The organism is Streptomyces sp. NPDC021093 (genome assembly GCF_044333135.1).
In the GTDB taxonomy this organism is placed as follows: domain Bacteria; phylum Actinomycetota; class Actinomycetes; order Streptomycetales; family Streptomycetaceae; genus Streptomyces.
The window spans coordinates 266,379-285,758 of the sequence record NZ_JBIRQJ010000008.1 but is presented as its reverse complement, the minus strand read 5'-3'; the positions used below and the strand labels follow the sequence as shown (position 1 = coordinate 285,758).

The window sequence follows — 19,380 nt, the reverse complement described above, 5'->3', positions numbered from 1 at the left end:
CCGGGAAACGGCTCGGGGCCGCGCGGTGAGAACACCGCACGGCCCCGAGTTCGTACCAGAAGTTGCAGGTCAGCCCTTGCGCGACTCGACCTCTTCGGTCAGCTGCGGGACGACGGCGAACAGGTCGCCGACGACGCCGTAGTCGACCAGGTCGAAGATCGGAGCCTCGGCGTCCTTGTTGATGGCGACGATGGTCTTCGAGGTCTGCATGCCGGCGCGGTGCTGGATCGCACCGGAGATGCCGGAGGCGATGTACAGCTGCGGCGAGACGGACTTGCCGGTCTGGCCCACCTGGTTGGTGTGCGGGTACCAGCCGGCGTCGACGGCGGCGCGGGAGGCGCCGACCGCGGCACCGAGGCTGTCGGCGAGCTTCTCGATGATCGAGAAGTTCTCGGCGCCGTTGACGCCGCGGCCGCCGGAGACCACGATCGCGGCCTCGGTCAGCTCGGGGCGGCCGGTGGACTCGCGCGGGGTGCGCGAGACGACCTTGGTGCCGGTGGCGGCCGCGGAGAAGGACACGTTGAGCGCCTCGACGGCGCCGGCGGCCGGGGCGGCCTCGACCGGGGCCGAGTTCGGCTTGACGGTGATGACCGGGGTGCCCTTGGAGACGCGGGACTTGGTGGTGTACGAGGCGGCGAACGCCGCCTGCGTGGCCACCGGGCCCTCGTCGCCGGCCTCCAGGTCGACGGCGTCGGTGATGATGCCGGAGCCGATGCGGACCGCGAGGCGGGCCGCGATCTCCTTGCCCTCGGCGGAGGACGGGACCAGTACGGCGGCCGGGGAGACGGCGTCGTACGCGGCCTGCAGGGCGTCCACCTTCGGGACGACGAGGTAGTCGCCGAACTCCGGGGCGTCCGCGGTCAGTACGCGGGTCGCGCCGTGCTCACCGAGCACGGCTGCGGCGGCGTCGCCACCGGCGCCGAGGAAGACCGCGACGGGCTCGCCGATGCGGCGGGCGAGCGTCAGCAGCTCCAGGGTGGGCTTGCGGACGGCACCGTCCACGTGGTCGACGTAGACGAGAACTTCAGCCATGGGAATGCTCTCCTGCGAGTGCGAAGAAACGGGGGCGTTGATGAGGGGCGCGGGGCCTAGTTGCCGTGCTGGTCCGGGGGATGACCTCCGGACCCCCAGCCGCTAGATGAACTTCTGGCCCGCGAGGAACTCGGCCAGCTGCTTGCCGCCCTCGCCCTCGTCCTTGACGATCGTGCCCGCGGTGCGCTCCGGGCGCTTGTCCGCGGAGTCGACCTTGGTCCAGGAGCCCTCAAGACCGACCTCTTCGGCGTCGAGGTCCAGGTCGTCCAGGTCCAGGGACTCCACCGGCTTCTTCTTGGCGGCCATGATGCCCTTGAAGGACGGGTAGCGGGCCTCGCCCGACTGGTCCGTCACCGACACGAGCGCCGGGAGGGAAGCCTCCAGCTGCTCGGTGGCGGAGTCGCCGTCGCGGCGGCCCTTGACGACGCCGTCCTCGACCTTGACCTCGGAGAGCAGCGTGACCTGCGGGACGCCCAGGCGCTCGGCCAGGATCGCCGGCAGGACACCCATAGTGCCGTCCGTCGACGCCATGCCGGTGATGACCAGGTCGTAACCGGTCTTCTCGACGGCCTTGGCGAGCACCAGCGACGTCGCCATGACGTCACTGCCGTGCAGGTCGTCGTCCTCGACGTGGACGGCCTTGTCGGCGCCCATGGAGAGCGCCTTGCGGAGCGCGTCCTTGGCGTCCTCGGGGCCCACCGTCAGGACGGTGATCTCCGCGTCGTCGGCCTCGTCGGCGATCTGCAGCGCCTGCTCGACGGCGTACTCGTCGAGCTCCGACAGCAGACCGTCGACATCGTCACGGTCGACCGTCAGGTCATCGGCGAAGTGCCGGTCGCCGGTGGCGTCGGGCACGTACTTCACACAGACAACGATCCTCAAGCTCACGCCGGCTCTCCTACTGCATCGTCTATTTTTCGACTGCCTCGTTGCAGGCAGCATAGGCGCCTGAAGGGGCGGTTCCCGGTCGGGGCCGGTTGGGCCCCGACCGGAATATTACTCGTCAGTACACCCAGAGGGTTCCCCGTAAGCAAGCGCTTTGAACTGTGACCTTGCCAACGCTGTGTAATCGCCGACAGAAGGCCTTTCCCGGGAACTCTCAGTCGCGCAGGGCGTTGAAGCGCCCCTGGTGGTAGAGCAGCGGTCGCCCCTCCCCCGACGGGTCCCCCGCGACGGCCTGGGCGAGCACGATGCGGTGGTCCCCGGCGGGCACCCGCGCCACCACACGGCACACCAGCCAGGCCAGTACGCCGTCGAGCACGGGGACTCCCTCGGGCCCGGTGCGCCACCGGGTGGGCGCGCCGAACCGGTCGGCGCCACTGCGTGCGAACGTCGCGGCGAGCGCCTCTTGATGCTCGCCCAGTATGTGTACGCCGATGTGCTCGGCGTCCGCGATGGCGGGCCAGCTGGAGGACCCCGTGCCCACACCGAAGGAGATCAACGGGGGCTCGGCGGCGACGGAGTTGAGGGACGTGGCCGTGAAGCCGACGGGCTGGGACCCGTGGCCGGCCGCGGTGATCACGGCGACCCCGGCGGCATGCTGCCGGAAGACCGAGCGGAACAGTTCGGGGGTGGCCTGCTGGGGCACGGCGAGGGCGGGCTGGAGCGTCATGGAGTTGTCCTTCGGCGGGAACGGGAGGCGCGGTCCTGGGTTCTGTGGTCGCTCAGACACCCGGACAGCGCGCACTCGCGTGACGGACCAGGTCCACATGGACCCGCCCGTAGAGAAGGAGTTCCGACGGCATGACGTCACCCTGACGATTCGGGGTCAACGCCGTCAAGTACGCACGGGGACCCGGGCAGTGGGAGATTGATCACGTTGCGTCACCCGCTGCGCCCTCAAAGAGGCCGTTCGCGGAAGAGAGACGGATCACGGAAGAACGGAAGAGAGGCGGATCACGCCGGCGGTCACGGGAGGGTTCACGCGACCGCGTGTCCCAGCGCGGCGATGACGTCAGCCCGGCGCGGCTGCCCCGTCGCGCGCCGCACGATCCGGCCGTCCGCGTCCAGGACGAGTACGGTCGGCGTCTGCCGGACGTCCAGCTCCCGTACGAGAGCGAGCCGGTCCTCGGCGTCGATCTCGACGTGGGTGACCCCGTCGACCATCGCGGCCACTTCGGCGAGGATCCTGCGGGTGGCCCGGCAGGGCTGGCAGAACGCGCTGGAGAACTGCACGAGGGTGGCCCGCTCCCCCGGTTCGACGCCGAGTTCGGCGGCGCCCAGCCGTTTCCCACCGTCGTGTTCCGGCATATTTCACCCTCCCCTTACGCGCTGCTTGACACAGTGTGCAGCGTGCGGCCCGGTGCTGCGATTCCCGGCCCGTTCTCCGCTTCCGAAGAGCCCGCAGCAGGTCAGGGCATGAGTGGACATCGTCGGACGTGACGAGAATCTCGCGTTCTGAGCATCCGGGGACTGGCTACTCGGCCGTACATGGGGCACGATCTGCCCAACGCCGAAAACCTACGGCAGCGTAACTTTCGTACCGGGAGAGCCCTCCCCGGTCAGAGAAGGGTCCCCCGTCATGGCAGAACTCGTCTATCGGCCGGTCATCGGCGCCGCTCGTACCCTTTTCAAGGCGCTCGACCTCAAGATCGACACTCAGGGTTCTGAGAACATCCCCCGCTCCGGCGGGGCAGTGCTGGTCAGCAACCACATCAGCTACCTCGACTTCATCTTCAACGGCCTCGCCGCCCTGCCGCAGAAGCGCCTGGTGCGCTTCATGGCGAAGGAGTCGGTGTTCCGGCACAAGGTGTCGGGGCCGCTGATGCGCGGCATGAAGCACATCCCGGTGGACCGCAAGCAGGGCGAGAACGCGTACCGGCACGCACTGGACTCGCTGCGCTCCGGCGAGATCATCGGGGTGTTCCCGGAGGCGACGATCTCCGAGTCGTTCACGCTGAAGAGCTTCAAGTCGGGTGCGGCCCGGCTCGCCCAGGAGGCCGGCGTGCCGCTGATCCCGATGGCGGTCTGGGGCACCCAGCGCATCTGGACCAAGGGCAGGCCGCGCAACTTCGGCCGCAACCACATCCCGGTCACCATCCGCGTGGGCAAGCCCGTGGAGGCCCCTGCGGACGAGTACGCGGGCGCCATCACCCGGCGGCTGCGCGAGCGCGTCCAGGAGCTGCTGGAGGCCGCCCAGCGCGCCTACCCGGTGCGCCCGAAGGACGACAAGGACACCTGGTGGGTCCCGGCCCACCTCGGCGGCACCGCCCCGACCCCCGCGCAGCTGCGCGAGGCGGGCTGACACCCACCGGGCCCGCCTCGGCTCACAGGGCGTTCGGCAGGGTGTCCCACAGGCGGAGCCGGTCCGGCGCCTCTTTGAGGACGCGGAGCACGGCCGGGTGGGGTGCGGTGTACAGGACCGGATAGTCCGCTTCGCCGCGCTCCTCCACCGGCACCCAGGCCAGCTGCTCGCCGTCGAGCGAGAACTGCGCGTCGACGCCCTCCTTGTTGCCCCGGCAGTCCTGCCGGTGCCACGCGCCGTGGAACCGCACGGCCACCAGCCCGTGCACACAGTGACCGCTCGCGCCGTCGTGCTCCAGCCGCTGGTAGCAGAGGGCCGTCGGGATGTCCTCCGCCCGCAGCAGCGCCGCCAGGGCATGGGCCTTGGCGTGGCAGATTCCGGTGCCCTGGGCCAGGACGTCCGAGGCGCGCCAGGTGACGCGCGGGTCCCCCGAGTCGGCCGAGTGCGGGAAGGCGTCCCGTACGTACTCGAAGGCCGCGTGGGCGTACGCATAGGAGTCCGCGACCTGCCCGGCGAGGCGTGCGGCCGTCTGCCGTACGAGCGGGTGGTGGTGGTCGACGGCCTCGTCGGCCGCCAGATACGCGGACAGGTTCGGGGTCTCCTGGATCAGCTCCATGGCCCGTGAGCATAGGAATGCGACCGACCGGGAGTCAATACATTTCCGGTTGGCCGCATATCCATGCAGTCCGGTGGGGAGTACTCGGGGTACTCAGCGCGCCATTTCCTCCTTGAGCGCCTGGACGAAGGCGTCCACGTCGTCCTCGGTGGTGTCGAACGCGCACATCCAGCGCACGTCGCCGGCCGCCTCGTCCCAGAAGTAGAAGCGGAAGCGCTTCTGCAGCCGTTCGCTCACCTCGTGCGGCAGCCGGGCGAACACCGCGTTCGCCTGCACCTCATAGAGGATCTCCACACCGTCGACACCACGGACGCCCGCGGCGAGCCGCTGTGCCATCTCGTTGGAGTGCCGGGCGTTGCGCAGCCACAGGTCGCGGGAGAGCAGCGCCTCCAGCTGCACCGAGACGAAGCGCATCTTCGAGGCGAGCTGCATCGACGACTTGCGCAGCCGCTTCATCGCCATCGGCCGGACCGCGTCCGGGTTGAGGACGATCACGGCCTCACCGAAGAGCATGCCGTTCTTGGTGCCGCCGTACGACAGGATGTCGACGCCGACGGCGTTGGTGAAGGCGCGCATCGGGACGTCGAGGGAGGCCGCCGCGTTGGCGATCCGCGCCCCGTCGAGGTGGACCTTCATGCCGTGCTGGTGGGCGTGGTCGCAGATCGCGCGTATCTCGTCCGGCGTGTAGAGCGTGCCGAGCTCGGTGTTCTGGGTGATCGAGACGACCTGCGGCATCGCCCGGTGCTCGTCGTCGAAGCCCCACGCCTGCCGGTCGATCAGCTCGGGGGTGAGCTTGCCGTCCGGGGTCGGCACGGTGAGCAGTTTCAGCCCGCCCATCCGCTCGGGGGCGCCGCCCTCGTCGACGTTGATGTGCGCGGTCTCGGCGGCGATCACCGCACCCCAGCGGTCGGTGAGCGCCTGCAGGGAGACGACGTTGGCGCCGGTGCCGTTGAAGACCGGGAACGCCTCGGCGGACGGGCCGAAGTGGCCGCGGACCACCTGCTGGAGGTGCGCGGTGTAGTCGTCCTCGCCGTACGCGACCTGGTGGCCGCCGTTGGCGAGCGCCAGGGCGGCCAGGATCTCGGGGTGGGCGCCCGCGTAGTTGTCGCTGGCGAAGCCCCGTACGGACGGGTCGTGGTGACGGCGGGCGTCGGTCTTGGGCGGGTTCGCCCCACCGGTCACGGAGGTGGTGGTCGTGGTCGTCGTCACGGTCGTCGTGGTGGTCGATTCCGTCACGGCTTGGGCGTCAGCCACAGGCGCTGTCCATTCACTTCGGCGGCGGGCCGCTCCCAGACCCCGGCGATGGCCTCGGCCAGCTCCGTGACGTCGGTGAAGCCCGCGAACTTCGCATTCGGGCGCTCGGCGCGCATCGCGTCGTGCACCAGAGCCTTGATCACCAGGATGGCAGCAGCGGTACGCGGCCCCTCCTCGCCCCCCGCCTTGCGGAAGGCGTCGCCGAGGGCGAGCGTCCACGCCTCCGCGGCCGCCTTGGACGCGGCGTAGGCGGCGTTCCCCGCGGTCGGCTTGGACGCGCCGGCCGCGCTGATCAGCAGGTAGCGGCCCCGGTCACTGCGCTGGAGGCCCTCCTGGAAGGCGAGCGAGGTGTGCTGCACGGTGCGGATCAGCAGCTTTTCGAGCAGGTCCCAGTCCGCCAGGTCGGTCTCCGCGAAGGTCGCCGAGCCGCGCCAGCCGCCGACGAGGTGGACCATGCCGTCGATCCGGCCGAACTCCTTCTCGGTCTTCTCCGCCCACGCACGGGTGGCGTCGAGGTCGAGCAGGTCGACGGTGTCGCCGGTGACGGTGGCGCCGCCGTGTGCGTACCTGGCGGCGTCCACGGCCTCCGCGAGCCTGGCCGCGTCGGCGTCCGCGCCGACGACCGTGGCACCGGCCTCCGCGAGCCGCAGCAGGGTGGCGCGCCCGGCGGGCCCCGCCGCCCCCGCGACCGCGATGACGGCTCCGTCCAGAGGACCCTCGGGTGCATTGACAGCGTTCATGTCGGTCGCCTCCTGGGCGCGGGGGCTCATGCGGCCACCCGCTCGGCGCCCGCCGCGGTGATCCCCTTGGTGGAGGCGATCACGGACTTCAGTTTCTTGGAAAGCGCCTCATAGAACATGCTCAACGGAAACTCGTCGGGAAGCACGTCGTCGACCAGTTTCCGCGGCGGCAGCGACAGGTCCAGGGCGTCCGGACCCTTCGCCCAGCGCGATCCCGGGTGCGGGGCGAGATAGCCCGCCACCAGGTCGTACGCGGCGAACCAGTGCACCAGCTTCGGGCGGTCGATGCCCGCCCGGTACAGGTCCTCGATCTCGGCGCAGAGCTGGTTGGTGACCTGCGGCGCCCGCTCCCAGTCGATCTTGAGGGTGTTGTCGGTCCAGCGCACCACGTCGTGCTTGTGCAGGTACGCGAAGAGGAGCTGGCCGCCGAGTCCGTCGTAGTTGCGCACCCGCTCGCCGGAGACCGGGAAGCGGAACATCCGGTCGAAGAGCATCGCGTACTGCACGTCGCGGCCCTGCGGGACGCCGTCGGCCTCCAGCTTCACGGCCTCCTTGAAGGCGGTGAGGTCGCAGCGCAGCTCCTCCAGGCCGTACATCCAGAACGGCTGCCGCTGCTTGATCATGAAGGGGTCGAAGGGAAGATCGCCGTGGCTGTGCGTGCGGTCGTGGACCATGTCCCACAGCACGAAGGCCTCCTGGCAGCGGTCCTGGTCGGCGATCATCGCGCGGATGTCGTCGGGCAGGTCGAGGCCGAGGATGTCCACCGCGGCCTCGGTGACGGTGCGGAACCGGGCCGCCTCGCGGTCGCAGAAGATGCCGCCCCAGCTGAATCGTTCCGGTGCCTGGCGCACGGCGATGGTCTCGGGGAAGAGCACGGCGGAGTTGGTGTCGTACCCCGCGGTGAAGTCCTCGAAGGTGATGCCGCAGAACAGCGGGTTGTCGTAGCGGGTGCGCTCCAGCTCCGCGAGCCACTGGGGCCACACCATGCGCAGCACGACCGCTTCGAGGTTGCGGTCCGGGTTGCCGTTCTGGGTGTACATCGGGAAGACGACGAGGTGCTGGAGGCCGTCGGCGCGCGACTGGGCGGGCTGGAAGGCGAGCAGCGAGTCCAGGAAGTCCGGGACGGCGAAGGCGGAGTCCGCCCAGGCCCGGAGGTCGGCGACGAGCGCCCGGTGGTAATCGGCGTCGTGCGGCAGCAGCGGGGAGAGCTCGTCGACCGCGGTGATCACCCGGCCGAGCACCGCCTCCACGCCCGCACGGGACGGGGCGCCTTCGGCGTCGAAGTCGATGGAGCCGTCGGCGGACTGCCAGGGCCGGATCTCCTCGACCGCGCCCTTGAGCACGCCCCAGGCGGGGTGGTCGATCACCCGCGAGGCCTCGGCTATGCCTCCACCAGCAATGTCCTGCACCAGAATTTGCGTCATGTCACTTCCTCCACGGGAGAACCTCGCGTAAAGAAACCGTATCCACGCGTGGTTCTCCCGCACAAGAGGAGCCGGAAGAAATTATCCTGCCGCACCCCCCAGATCACCGGAATTCTTCCTGCCGGAATCGCCGACGGCGGCGATGGCTCCGGTCATGGCGGCCATCGCCGTACGGGAGTCGGCGGGGATTCCGGTGAATCCGAGGAACCCGTGGAACATCGCCGGGAAGTGCTGCTCCCGGACCTCCACCCCTGCTGCCCGCAAAGCGGCGGCGTACTCCCTGCCCTCGTCGCACAGGGGATCGCAGCCCGCCGTCAGGACGTGCGCGGGCGGCAGCCCGGAGAGGTCGGCGGCACGCAGCGGGGAGACGTCCGGGTGGCGCGCCGAGGGGCTCCGGGGGCCCTCTGGGCCGAGGTACTGCTGCCAGAACCAGCGCATGTGAGCCGCCGTCAGGAAGTAGCCGGAGGCGTTGCGGCGGTACGAATCGGTGTCCTGGGCGGCGTCGAGCACCGGGTAGAGCAGCACCTGGAGCGCGATGTCCGGGCCGCCCGTGTCGCGGGCGAGCCGTGCGGTGACCGCGGCGAGCGCACCGCCCGAGCTGTCACCGGCGACGATCAGGGCGCCTGGGTCGCCGCCCACCTCTTTGATGTGCTCGGCGACCCATCGCACGGCGGCGTACGCGTCCTCGACGGCGGCCGGGTACGGCGCCTCGGGGGCGAGCCGGTAGTCCACCGAGACGACCGCCGCGCCCGCGCCCCGGCAGATCCGGCGCACCGTGCCGTCGTGGGAGTCGAGACCGCAGACGCTGAACCCGCCGCCGTGGAAGAAGACGACCGTGGGGTACGGGGCGGGGCGGTCCGGCAGATAGACGCGTACGGGGATCCCTGGCGCCCCCGCGGGTCCCGGGACCGTACGGTCCTCGACGGAGCCCACTCCCGGGGGCTCCGCCTTCGACGCGGGCCGGGCCGCGAGGAGGCGGCGGGCCTCCGCCGCGTCGGTGACGGCGCCGCCGAGGTCGGGGAATCCTGCGCTCAGGAGGTCGACGAGGGGGCGGGCCGCAGGGTCGAGCCGGTCCGGCACGGGCGCGAGGGGGCGGGCCGCGCGATCGAACCGGTCGCGTTCCGGTGCCATGGCCGCTCCTCACGCCTCGCGGAAGTGCGGGATGACCTTCTCGCCCCACTGCCGCAGGGTCTCCAGGCATGCCTCTTGAGGCACCGTGCCCATCTGGATCAGGCACATGATCTCGTCGGCGCCCGCGTCGCGCAGCCGCTCCACGTAGGCGATGGCGTCGTCGGCGGTGCCGTAGGCGTGGTCGGTGTGGAAGGTGGCGGTCGCGGTGGGGGGTACCGGAATGCGCTGCTCGTGCAGCCGGGCGACCACCTGCTCGGCGGCCCTGCGCATCTCGGCGCCCTCGTCGGCGCCCGCCACGACCGCTTCGTCGGGGAGGCCGGCGCCGCCGTACCAGTGGCCGATGGACTGCGCGAAGAAGCGCTGGCCGCGCACCCCGATGCTCCGGGCCCGCTCGCCGTCGTCGAGGACGATCGTCGGGCAGAGCACCGAGAAGTGGTCGTTGACGACGGTGGACACGAAGCGGTCGGCGCCGCGGGCGGTCCGGGCCGCGTCGTACGCCGCCCGCATCTCCGTGATCGAATCGGGCCCCGCGAAGCCCATCACCAGGGCCCCGACGCCGAGTTCGGCGGCCTGGGCGAGCGTCTCGGTGCGGCTGCACGCGAGGAACAGCGGGGGGTGCGGCGTCTGCTGGGGGCGCGGCAGGATCGGGTGCGGATCGATGTCGATGAGCTCGCCGTGGTACTCCAGCTCGTCCTCCTGCCACGCCCTGCCGATGATCCGCAGCGCCTCCTCGACCTCCCGGGTCGTACGGTCCGGGTCCACGCCGCACAGCGAGGTCTCCTGCTTCGTACCGCCGCGGCCGGCTCCGAGGTCGAGCCGTCCGCCGGACAACAGGTCGAGCATGGCGGCGCGTTCGGCCACCCGCGCGGGGTGGTTGAACGCGAACGGCATGCAGACGACGCCGTGCCCGATCCGGATGGTCGAGGTCTTCGCGGCGACGTACGCGAGGAAGACCTCCGGGGCGCTCATGTGCGCGTACCACTTGAGGGAGTGGTGCTCGACGGCCCAGATCCGGTCGAACCCCATCCGCTCGGCCAGGACGGCCTGTTCGACGCTGTCGCGGATCACCCGGTGCTCGCGCTCGGGGGTGGGGTCGGCCAGCTGGGCCTCGAAGATGACTGAGAATTTCACGGCCCCTCCAGGGGGTTGATTTCCGTGCTCCGCCCTTACTTCAATTCGTCATATGACTAGTCGTCAGGTCTCGAAGAAGCAAGACGCACGACGAGGCGGCCCTCCACAACTCCCGCCCACCGCCTGGGCGGTGCTCGGCCTGCTGTCCTTCCCCGGCGAGCGCACCGGGTACGAGCTGAAGAAGTGGGCGGACTCCTCGCTGCGCTTCTTCTACTGGGCGCCGGCGATCAGCCAGATCTACGCGGAGCTGCGCCGGCTGGAGGTGCTGGGTTACGTCACGTCGAGCCGCTCGGGCCCCGAGGAGCCGCGCACCAAACGGCGTTACGCGATCACCGCCGCGGGCCGCGACGCGCTCACCGGGTGGGCGGACGGCACCGAGGAGACAGGGCCCGCCGTGCTCAAGCACCCGCTCGTGCTGCGCGTCTGGCTGGGCCACCTCGCCGACCCGGCCCGGCTCCACGCCCGCGTACGGGAGCATGTCGCTCGCACGGAGCGGGAGTTGGCGGACGTACGGGAAGCGCTGGGCCGGGCCGACGGGGTGGCGGACTGGGCACACCCGCAGGTGGCGCTGCGCTGGGCCGAGCGGCAGCACCTGGCCGAACTGGAGCTGGCGCGGGCGATGCTGGCCGATCTCGCGGAACTCGGACCTCCGGGTGCGGCCGGTCGGCACCTGCCGCACGCGGCCGGTCAACTCCCGCCGCACATCACCGGTCAACTCCCGTCGGGCACGCCCACGGACGGGTGATGTAGCGCCGACCGGGTCACGGGAGGCGGTAGGACGGTCGCACCCTGTCCTTGTCGCGACCGTGCGTCACTCCCCCTGTGCCTGGAGCCGTCCCCATGAGCATGCGTGCCATCCTTCTCGCCGCCCTCGCCACCGGACTCATCCTCGGAATCGCGGGTACCCAGTTCGAAGATTCCACTTCCTCGCGCCAGGCGGGTTCCGTTGCCGAGGCGGGCCGTTAATCTCGCTGTGAGCCGCAGTCGACGGAAGCGAGATCACCTTGTCTTTCCTCACCATCGGTCATCGCGGAGTCATGGGTGTCGAGCCCGAGAACACCCTGAGCTCCTTCCGCCACGCCCAGCAGGCGGGCATGGACGTCATCGAACTCGATCTGCATCTGAGCAAGGACGGCGGGCTCGTCGTCATGCACGACGCCGACGTCGACCGCACCACGGACGGCCACGGCCCCGTCTCCGCCATGTCGCTCGCCGAGCTGCGTGCCCTGGACGCGGGCGGCGGACAGCAGGTCCCCCTCTTCGAGGAGGTGCTGGACGCCGTCTCCGCACCGCTCCAGGCGGAGATCAAGGACGTGGCCGCCGCACGGGCACTCGCCGAGGTGATGCACCGGCGCAGCCTGGCGGAGCGCGTCGAGGTGCTCTCGTTCCACGACGAGGCCCTCGCCCTGATCTCGACCCTGCTGCCCGGGGTGCGGACGGCGCTGGTCGCGCAGTTCTACGGGCCGGAGGTGGTGGACCGCGCGCTGGCCGTGGGCGCAGGCGCCGTCGTGGTCGAACTGCAGCGCCTCACCCTGGAGACGGTGCGGCGCGCGCACGCGGAGAAACTGCGGGTGATCGGCTGGGTGGTGAACACCCCGGAGGAGCTGCGGCTGGCCCACGCGCTGGAACTGGACGGGGTGACCACCGACTTCCCCGAGATCCGCAGGACCGGCCGTTTCATGGCCTGACCCTCGCGGGACCCGCTCAGAGCTCCTTGAGCAGGAGCTCGAACCGGAGGTCGTCGCGCTGCGGGATACCGAAGCGCTCGTCGCCGTACGGGAAGGGCGTCATCCTTCCCGTACGGCGGTAGCCCCGGCGCTCGTACCAGGCGATGAGGTCGTCGCGCACGGAGATCACGGTCATGTGCATCTCGCGCACCTGCCACGTCTCCCGCGCCAGCCGCTCCGCCTCCGCGATGATCACCTTGCCGAGGCCGCCGCCCTGGGCCCGGGGACGTACCGCGAACATCCCGAAGTAGGCGGCGTCCCCCCGGTGTTCGAGCTGGCAGCAGGCGATCAGTTCCCCGTCGCGCTCGACGGCGATCAGGCGGCTGCCGGGGTCGGTGACGACGGCGAGGACGCCCTCGGGGTCGGTGCGCCGGCCTTCGAGCAGGTCGGCCTCGGTGGTCCACCCCGCACGGCTGCTGTCACCGCGGTAGGCCGACTCGATGAGCGCGACGAGTGCCTCTGCGTCGCTCTCGACGGCGTCACGGAAGACGAGTTCCCCTGGGGCCTGGTGCGCAGTGGTGTCCATGGTGGGTCTTTCTCTCGTGCTCGTTCGGTTCGACGGCGGATCCGTTCGGCCTCGCGGCCTGTGCGACCCGGCCGCCGGACAGACCCTAACTCGGCCAGTGCTCCCCCCGTGTGCCGTTGCGCATGCGTGCGCCCCGCTCATTGCGGGCATCGACTCCTCGACCTGTCGACAAGTCGTGGTGGACCCGAACGGGAGGTACGCCGTGCACGGAGCGGCGATGTCCGGCTGGCTGCTGGTGGCGCTGTGCGGGGTGACGAGCGCGTACTGCCTGCTGCGGATGCGCAGCGGGCCGCGGGCGGAGCGCGGGGTCGCCAGGGGCGAGGCGCTGATGGGTCTCGGGATGGCGGTGATGGCGGTGCCCGCCGCCGTGTTCGCCCCGCCGGACTGGAGTTGGACGCTGTACGCGGCGGTGTTCGGAGCGGCGGCGCTGCGGGCCCTGTGGTGGGTCCGCGGCGGGGTCCGCGGCTCCCACCACCTGCACCATCTGATCGGTTCCGCGGCGATGGTGTACATGGCGGTGGCCATGGCTCTCGGCACCGGCGGCGGCCATGCGGGGCACGGGTCCGTGGTGGCGGGCGGGGTGCCGCTGCTGACCGGGGCACTGTTGGCGTACTACGTGGTGTACGTGCTGCGGGCGGGAACGCGGCTGATCCCGCTGCCGGCCGCCGCGACGCCTTCGGGCGGAACCCTCGGCTGGGGCGCCCGCCCCGAACTGGCGCTCGCCTGCCGCCTGTCCATGGCCCTGGGAATGCTCACCATGCTGCTGGCCCTGTGAGGCCCCGCCGGACCCGTCCCGGGGGCCGGTGAGTCGTACGTCACTTCCCCGACCGCTCCCGTACCCGGGGGCGGTGCCGCCCTCATAGGCTGGGCCCATGATGGTCTCCCTGGCGCTGCTGCTGCTCGGCCTGCTGACCGCCGCGACGGCTCCGCGTCTGCTCGCGGCCACCGACTGGCGGGAGCGGGAACCCGTGGTCGCGCTGTGGATGTGGCAGTGCGTGGTGGGTGCGGTGCTGCTGTGCTTCGCGCTCGCCATGACGTTCAGTGCGGCCGCCGCCTGGCACTTGGTAAGGGGACACGTCTTCGCGTCCGCGCCGCGCGGTGTCGTCGAGGCGTACGCCCTCGGTGCGTACGGCCCGTGGTCGGCGGTCCTCGCGGTGGTCCTGGCCGGCTGCGGGCTGTGGACGGGCGCGATGCTGACCCGGGAGGTCCACCGGGCGCGCACCGGGCGCAAGCAGCGCCGCACGGAGCTGCTCGTACGGGCGCCGGTGCTGCCGGGCGAGGAGCAGCGGAGTACGGCGCAGCCGGGCGGGGACCGTCTTGTCGTGCTGGAGGAGGAGCGGCCGGACGCCTGGTGGCTGCCCGGCGCGGAGCCCCGGCTGGTCATCACCACGGCGGCCCTGCGCCGTCTCAAGGGGCGTCAGCTGGACGCGGTGCTGGCCCACGAGCAGGGGCACGCACGCGCCAGGCACGACTGGCTGCTGCACTGCTCGGGCGCGCTGGCGAACGGCTTCCCGCAGATCCCGGTGTTCGCCGCGTTCCGGGACGAGATGCACCGGCTGGTCGAACTGGCCGCCGACGACATGGCGTCCCGGCGGTTCGGCCGGCTGACGACGGCGCTCGCACTGGTCGAACTCAACGAGCACCGTGGGGTGTTCGGCCCCTGCCCGACCCCGGACGGGGGCCTTCCGCAGCGGGTGAACCGGCTGCTGGCCCCGGTCCCCAGGCTCAGTCCGGCCCGTCGGCTGCGGCTGACGGCGGCGTCGGCGCTGGTGCCCGTCGTCCCGCTCGTGGTGGCGTTCGTGCCGGGACTCAGTGCGCTCGGATAGCCCGATCTGGCTCGATCCACCGCAGGTCGGCGAGGATCGCCCCCATGCGCTCCCCCGGTTCCACCCCGTATCCCCGCCCGCCGGTGCTCCTCGCGGGTGCCCTGCTCACCGCCGCGTTCGCGGTGCTGCTGGTCCTCGTGGCCTCCGGATGGGGGCCGCTGCTCACCCTCGACGGCGATCTCGCGAGCGGGCTGCACCGCTGGGCGGTGGACGATCCGGGGACCACCCGGGCCAACCGGATCCTGTCCGACTGGGTGTGGGACCCGTGGACGATGCGGGCGGTGGTGGCGGTGGTCTTCTGCTGGCTGCTGCTGCGCGGCGACCGGGTGCTCGCCCTGTGGATCGCGGTCACGACGGCGGTCAGCGCGCTCGTACAACAGGTGCTCAAGGCCGCTGTCGGGCGCGAACGTCCACAGTGGCCCGACCCGGTCGATTCCGCTCAGTACGCTGCCTTCCCTTCCGGTCATGCGATGACAGCAACGGTCACTTTCGGCCTTCTGCTGTGGCTGCTGTGGTGGTACGGGGCACCGCGCGCGGCGCGGGTGGCGCTGCTGGTGGTGGGGGTGGTGTCGGTCGTCGGCGTCGGGCTCACGCGTCTGTACCTCGGCGTGCACTGGTTCTCCGACGTGCTCGGGGGCTGGCTGCTCGGGGTGGCGGTGGTGCTGTTCTCGGCCACCCTTCACGCGTACCGGACCGCGCCGCGGGGATGATCTCCGCATGACGATCAAAGCCGTGCTCTTCGACTTCTCCGGCACGCTGCTGCGCATCGAGCCGGCCCGCTCCTGGGTGGAGGCCGTGCTCGGCGGCCCCGGCCCGGCCGTGCCGGACGAGGAACTGCGGCGGTACGCGGAGCTGCTGGAGGAGGCCGGAGCGCTGCCCGGCGGGGCGTCGCCGCGTCAAGTGCCGCCCGCGCTGGCCGGATTGTGGGCCACCAGGGACGAGAGCGCGGAGCGGCACCGCGCGGCCTACACCGGCCTCTCCCGGCAGGTGCGGCTCCCCCGCGACGAGCTGCACGACGCGCTGTACGAACGCCATATGCTCCCGGCCGCCTGGCAGCCGTACCCGGACGCCCCCGAGGTCCTGCGGGAGCTGCACGCGCGCGGTGTCGCCGTGGGGGTGGTGAGCAACATCGGCTGGGACCTGCGTCCGGTGTTCCGGGCACACGGCCTGGACCCGTTCGTCGACGCCTACGTCCTGTCGTACGAGCACGGGGTGCAGAAACCCGACCCCCGGCTGTTCCGTACGGCGCTCCGGGCGCTGGGCCGGGATCCGGACCAGGTGCTGATGGTGGGCGACGACCGGACGGCCGACGGCGGGGCCGCCGCGCTGGGCTGCGCGGTCCACTTCGTGGACCACCTGCCCGTGGCGGACCGCCCGGACGGACTGCGGCCGGTGCTGGACCTGCTCGACTGAGCCCGCTCGACACCGCACGATCCGCACGAAGGGCGGGCCCCGGGAGTGTCTCCCGGGGCCCGCCCTGCCGTCTGCCTTGGACGATCCCCCGCGTCGCCCAAAGCAGACAGCGCTCCCGCAGGCCGTCTCGAAGAGGCGGGTGCGAAACGCCCGCTGAGTATACTGGCTCGCAGCCAGTCAACGCAGGAGTTAACAGCATGTCCCCGCGCAGCGCATCGGTCAACGAGGAATTGCGGCGGCGTTCCCGCGAGCGGATCCTGCAGGCGACGGTGGACCTCGTCGGCGAGCGCGGGTACGAGGCGACGACGCTCGGGGACATCGCCGACCGGGCCGGTTCCGCGCGGGGTCTGATCTCGTACTACTTCCCCGGCAAGCGGCAGCTGCTGCAGTCCGCGGTGCACCGGCTGATGCACCGCACGATCCGGGCCGCCGTCGAGCGGGAGCCGGCCACGACGGACGGGCGGGAGGTCCTGGCGCGCGCGGTGGACGCCGTGCTGGGGCTGGCCCTCGCCCACCCGGTGCTGATGCGCACGCACATGGCGGGCATCCTCCAGGCCGAGGGCTTCGTGCAGTGCCCCGAGCAGCAGCAGCTGGCCGAGGTGCTGCGGGGCGCGATGGTCCGGTACGGGACGACGGAGCCCGAGACGGAGTACCGGTTGCTGCGGGCGCTGCTGATGGGCACGGTGTTCGCCCTGCTGCTGCCCGGGGCGCCGATGCCGCTGGCGCGGCTGCGGGCGGAGCTGTTCCAGCGGTACGGCCTCGACTGGGAGCTCGGAGTGCCGCCGGACGGGGATCCGCCCGGCGGCACGGCGACCGGTGCTACCGCTGAACCACCCGGTGGTCAGAGGTAGTCGGGCTGGGTCTGCACGTTGAGCTCGCGCATCCGGACCCGCTTCGCGGGGTCGGTGCGCCGGTCGTTGATCCTCAGGACGTCGAAGCCCTTGACCATGTCGTTCGAGAAGACGTGGCCGTTGTAGTAGTACGCGGACCAGGCTCCGCCTCCGACCAGGGTGTCGGCGCTGATCGGGCCGCGCTCGAAGTAGCCGATCTCCTTGGGCTTCGAGGAGTCGGTGAAGTCCCAGAAGGAGACACCGCCCTGGTACCAGGCCTGGACCATGATGTCGCGGCCGGGGACCGGGACGAGCGAGCCGTTGTGGGCGACACAGTTCTCCGTGTCGGCCTGGTGGCGCGGGATCTTGAAGTAGCTCTTGAAGGCGAGACTGCGCCTGTCGCCGTGGCCCTTGATCTCGTAGATGCCGTTGGCACCGCGCTTGGGACCTGTCTCCGCGTTGCAGGTCGCACCGCCGCCACCGCCCAGCTCGTCGGTGAAGACGACCTTGTCGGCGCGCTCGTTGAAGGTCGCCGAGTGCCAGAACGCGAAGTTGACGTTGTCCTGGACGCGGTCGATGACCTTGGGCTTCTCCGGGTCCTTGATCGAGAAGAGGATGCCGTCGCCCATGCAGGCGCCGGCCGCCAGGTCCTTCGACGGCAGCACGGTGAGGTCGTGGCAGCCGGTGGTCTCGGCCAGGTCCGGGTTCTCCGTGCCGCCGCCGGGGTTGCCGCCGTCGGGGAAGAGCACCGGGAAGTCGATGACCGCGGCCTTCTGCGGGGCCTGCCGCGGCACCTTGATGATCGAGATGCCGTCGTGCGGGGGCTTGCAGTCCGGGTAGGCGGCGCTCGGCGCGTACGAGGAGACGTACACGTACACGTTGCGGCGCTCGGGCACCAGGGTGTGGGTGTGCGAACCGCAGGCGGTCTCGACAGCGGCGACGTACCGGGGCTTCCGGATGTCGCTGATGTCGAAGATCTTCATGCCCTCCCAGGAGGACTTCTCGGTCGCGGGCTGCGTGGTACTGGCGCAGGAGTTGTCGCTGCGCGAGGAGTCGGTCGAGAGGAAGAGCAGGTTCCCGGAGACGGAGATGTCGTTCTGCGATCCGGGACACAGGACCTGGGTGACGGTCCTCGGCTTCCTCGGGTTGCTGATGTCGAAGATCCGGAAGCCGTCGTAGTTGCCCGCGAAGGCGTACTTGCCCTGGAACGCCAGGTCCGAGTTGGTGCCCTTGAGCGCGTCCTTCGGGATGTTGGCCAGGTGCTCGACGTTCTCGCTGTGGACGATCTCGTCCACGCCGGGTATCTCGCCTCCCCGGATGGCCCTGCGGGCCTCCTCCTGCTGCGCCGTGGTGACGGGCTGCCGCGGGGCGGGAGTGTCGCCCGGCTCGGGACTCGCGGCGGCGGGGACCGCCGTGAGGAGCGTCGCGAGCAGGCCGGCCGCGGCCGCCGCCACACCCAGCCGTCTGCGTCTGCGGACGCGGGTTTCGGTCATCGAGGTCACTGCGTTCTCCCTTGATCTGATTCGCAGTTGAACGACTACGGGACCTCGCGAGTATCTTCCTTCGCATGTACATCTCAAAAGACGGCAACGGAGATGTAATGAAGTTTTTCGATCATCTGCGCGCGGAATCGTGCTAGGACGGTCACCAATTTCCCCTTGCATCCCAGGAGTTCACTGTGCACTCCCGTCAACCGAGCGGCCGCTCCCGCACGTTCGCGAGATCGTCCTCGCTCGCCGTCGCCGCGCTGCTCGCCCTGTCCGCCTGCGACGGAGCACCGGAGGAGGACGGGAGGGCCCGGGCCGGCGGCGACGCCGTGGTGGTGGCGCCGGGGAAGCCGGGCGAACCGGGCAGGACCCTGTCCGCCGACGAGGCACGGAGGGCCGCCCCGGTGGACAGGCCCAACTCCGCGGACTTCGACTACGCGGAGATGATGATCGCGCACCACACCCAGGCCCTGGTGATGACCGGTCTCGTACCGTCGCGCGCCGCGTCACAGGGCGTGCGGCAGATCGCGGACCGGATCGCGGCGGCCCAGCGCCCGGAGATCGGCACCATGAGGGGCTGGCAGAAGCGCAACGGTGCGGACGGGCGGCCGAGGACCCCGCACGACCACGGGGCGATGGCGGGCATGGCCACCGAGAAGCAGCTGGCGGACCTCGGGGCGGCCAGGGGCACGGCGTTCGACAGGCTGTTCCTGCAGCTGATGATCACGCACCACAAGGGGGCGCTGACCATGGCGGGCGACGCTCTGTCCGACGGCAACGACCTGACGGTCGAGGAGTGGGCGACGGAGCTGGTCGCCCAGCAGACGACCGAGATCAACCGGATGGCGAGGATGCTGAAGGAGCTGTAGCCCGCCGATGCCGCTCCGGGGGCGGTCGGGGACGGCCGGTGACGACCGCGACGACGTGCGGGGACGACAGCCGCGACGTGCGGAGGGCCGCGGCGACGTGCGGGGACGACCGCCGCGACGTGCGGGGACG

Annotated in this window: 22 protein-coding genes; 10 read left to right on the top strand and 12 right to left on the bottom strand. The window is 71.1% G+C overall.

The features are described from left to right. Nucleotides 1-69 precede the first annotated feature (69 nt). The 4 genes from ACH4SP_RS26320 to ACH4SP_RS26305 form a co-directional block, all read right to left on the bottom strand. A complete protein-coding gene (locus tag ACH4SP_RS26320) occupies nucleotides 70-1,032 on the bottom strand; it encodes an electron transfer flavoprotein subunit alpha/FixB family protein (protein WP_398418020.1) in 963 nt (320 codons plus the stop codon). 102 nt (nucleotides 1,033-1,134) lie between these two features. Next, complete coding sequence (locus ACH4SP_RS26315) at nucleotides 1,135-1,920, bottom strand: electron transfer flavoprotein subunit beta/FixA family protein (protein WP_398418019.1); 786 nt, start codon at nucleotides 1,918-1,920, stop codon at nucleotides 1,135-1,137. A 211-nt stretch (nucleotides 1,921-2,131) separates the two neighbouring features. Then, on the bottom strand, nucleotides 2,132-2,644 hold the full coding sequence (locus ACH4SP_RS26310) for a flavin reductase family protein (protein WP_398418018.1): 513 nt from the start codon (nucleotides 2,642-2,644) through the stop codon (nucleotides 2,132-2,134). 308 nt (nucleotides 2,645-2,952) lie between these two features. Continuing rightward, a complete protein-coding gene (locus tag ACH4SP_RS26305) occupies nucleotides 2,953-3,282 on the bottom strand; it encodes a TlpA family protein disulfide reductase (RefSeq protein WP_398418017.1) in 330 nt (109 codons plus the stop codon). Between the two features lie 271 nt (nucleotides 3,283-3,553). On the opposite strand from ACH4SP_RS26305, the gene ACH4SP_RS26300 reads away from it, so the two are divergent. Further along, on the top strand, nucleotides 3,554-4,276 hold the full coding sequence (locus tag ACH4SP_RS26300) for a lysophospholipid acyltransferase family protein (protein WP_398418016.1): 723 nt from the start codon (nucleotides 3,554-3,556) through the stop codon (nucleotides 4,274-4,276). A 22-nt stretch (nucleotides 4,277-4,298) separates the two neighbouring features. Here ACH4SP_RS26300 and ACH4SP_RS26295 read toward each other — a convergent pair whose 3' ends face one another. The 6 genes from ACH4SP_RS26295 to ACH4SP_RS26270 form a co-directional block, all read right to left on the bottom strand. Further along, on the bottom strand, nucleotides 4,299-4,892 hold the full coding sequence (locus ACH4SP_RS26295; RefSeq protein ID WP_398418015.1) for a transglutaminase domain-containing protein: 594 nt from the start codon (nucleotides 4,890-4,892) through the stop codon (nucleotides 4,299-4,301). Between the two features lie 93 nt (nucleotides 4,893-4,985). Next, nucleotides 4,986-6,074, bottom strand: a complete 1,089-nt coding sequence (locus tag ACH4SP_RS26290) for a threonine aldolase family protein (RefSeq protein WP_398418381.1) — start codon at nucleotides 6,072-6,074, stop codon at nucleotides 4,986-4,988. Nucleotides 6,075-6,124: 50 nt separating this feature from the next. After that, a complete protein-coding gene (locus ACH4SP_RS26285) occupies nucleotides 6,125-6,886 on the bottom strand; it encodes an SDR family NAD(P)-dependent oxidoreductase (RefSeq protein ID WP_398418014.1) in 762 nt (253 codons plus the stop codon). 26 nt (nucleotides 6,887-6,912) lie between these two features. Beyond that, nucleotides 6,913-8,310 (bottom strand): DUF6421 family protein, encoded by a 1,398-nt coding sequence (locus ACH4SP_RS26280; RefSeq protein ID WP_398418013.1) that lies wholly within the window; start codon nucleotides 8,308-8,310, stop codon nucleotides 6,913-6,915. Nucleotides 8,311-8,391: 81 nt separating this feature from the next. Beyond that, the gene (locus ACH4SP_RS26275) at nucleotides 8,392-9,441 is read right to left on the bottom strand and encodes an alpha/beta hydrolase fold domain-containing protein (protein ID WP_398418012.1); all 1,050 of its coding nucleotides are present in this window, start codon (nucleotides 9,439-9,441) and stop codon (nucleotides 8,392-8,394) included. Between the two features lie 9 nt (nucleotides 9,442-9,450). Beyond that, nucleotides 9,451-10,572: an LLM class flavin-dependent oxidoreductase gene (locus ACH4SP_RS26270; protein WP_398418011.1), complete on the bottom strand. Its 1,122-nt coding sequence runs from the start codon at nucleotides 10,570-10,572 to the stop codon at nucleotides 9,451-9,453. Between the two features lie 52 nt (nucleotides 10,573-10,624). Here ACH4SP_RS26270 and ACH4SP_RS26265 point away from each other — a divergent pair, with 52 nt between their 5' ends. From ACH4SP_RS26265 to ACH4SP_RS26255, 3 genes are all read left to right on the top strand, one after another. Further along, nucleotides 10,625-11,317: a PadR family transcriptional regulator gene (locus ACH4SP_RS26265; protein WP_398418010.1), complete on the top strand. Its 693-nt coding sequence runs from the start codon at nucleotides 10,625-10,627 to the stop codon at nucleotides 11,315-11,317. Nucleotides 11,318-11,412: 95 nt separating this feature from the next. Continuing rightward, nucleotides 11,413-11,538 carry a hypothetical protein gene (locus ACH4SP_RS26260; protein ID WP_398418009.1) on the top strand — a complete coding sequence of 42 codons (126 nt, stop codon included), beginning with the start codon at nucleotides 11,413-11,415 and terminating at the stop codon, nucleotides 11,536-11,538. 38 nt (nucleotides 11,539-11,576) lie between these two features. Further along, entirely contained in the window at nucleotides 11,577-12,260 is a 684-nt protein-coding gene (locus ACH4SP_RS26255) for a glycerophosphodiester phosphodiesterase (protein ID WP_398418008.1), read from the top strand. Nucleotides 12,261-12,276: 16 nt separating this feature from the next. On the opposite strand, the gene ACH4SP_RS26250 is transcribed toward ACH4SP_RS26255, so the two are convergent. Beyond that, on the bottom strand, nucleotides 12,277-12,825 hold the full coding sequence (locus tag ACH4SP_RS26250; RefSeq protein WP_398418007.1) for a GNAT family N-acetyltransferase: 549 nt from the start codon (nucleotides 12,823-12,825) through the stop codon (nucleotides 12,277-12,279). Between the two features lie 217 nt (nucleotides 12,826-13,042). Here ACH4SP_RS26250 and ACH4SP_RS26245 point away from each other — a divergent pair, with 217 nt between their 5' ends. The 5 genes from ACH4SP_RS26245 to ACH4SP_RS26225 all read left to right on the top strand — a co-directional run bounded on the left by ACH4SP_RS26245 (nucleotide 13,043) and on the right by ACH4SP_RS26225 (nucleotide 16,915). Continuing rightward, a complete protein-coding gene (locus tag ACH4SP_RS26245; RefSeq protein WP_398418006.1) occupies nucleotides 13,043-13,600 on the top strand; it encodes a DUF5134 domain-containing protein in 558 nt (185 codons plus the stop codon). Nucleotides 13,601-13,697: 97 nt separating this feature from the next. Further along, entirely contained in the window at nucleotides 13,698-14,651 is a 954-nt protein-coding gene (locus tag ACH4SP_RS26240) for a M56 family metallopeptidase (protein ID WP_398418005.1), read from the top strand. Nucleotides 14,652-14,695: 44 nt separating this feature from the next. Further along, the gene (locus ACH4SP_RS26235) at nucleotides 14,696-15,361 is read left to right on the top strand and encodes a phosphatase PAP2 family protein (RefSeq protein ID WP_398418004.1); all 666 of its coding nucleotides are present in this window, start codon (nucleotides 14,696-14,698) and stop codon (nucleotides 15,359-15,361) included. A 7-nt stretch (nucleotides 15,362-15,368) separates the two neighbouring features. Further along, entirely contained in the window at nucleotides 15,369-16,064 is a 696-nt protein-coding gene (locus ACH4SP_RS26230) for an HAD family hydrolase (RefSeq protein ID WP_398418003.1), read from the top strand. A 197-nt stretch (nucleotides 16,065-16,261) separates the two neighbouring features. Then, nucleotides 16,262-16,915 carry a TetR/AcrR family transcriptional regulator gene (locus tag ACH4SP_RS26225; protein WP_398418002.1) on the top strand — a complete coding sequence of 218 codons (654 nt, stop codon included), beginning with the start codon at nucleotides 16,262-16,264 and terminating at the stop codon, nucleotides 16,913-16,915. Here ACH4SP_RS26225 and ACH4SP_RS26220 read toward each other — a convergent pair. After that, on the bottom strand, nucleotides 16,906-18,387 hold the full coding sequence (locus ACH4SP_RS26220; RefSeq protein ID WP_398418380.1) for an LVIVD repeat-containing protein: 1,482 nt from the start codon (nucleotides 18,385-18,387) through the stop codon (nucleotides 16,906-16,908). The two genes, ACH4SP_RS26225 and ACH4SP_RS26220, sit on opposite strands and share 10 nt — an antisense overlap. Nucleotides 18,388-18,572: 185 nt before the next feature. Here ACH4SP_RS26220 and ACH4SP_RS26215 point away from each other — a divergent pair, with 185 nt between their 5' ends. Beyond that, nucleotides 18,573-19,250, top strand: coding sequence for a DUF305 domain-containing protein (locus ACH4SP_RS26215; RefSeq protein ID WP_398418001.1), 678 nt, complete (start codon nucleotides 18,573-18,575; stop codon nucleotides 19,248-19,250). Nucleotides 19,251-19,380 lie beyond the last annotated feature (130 nt).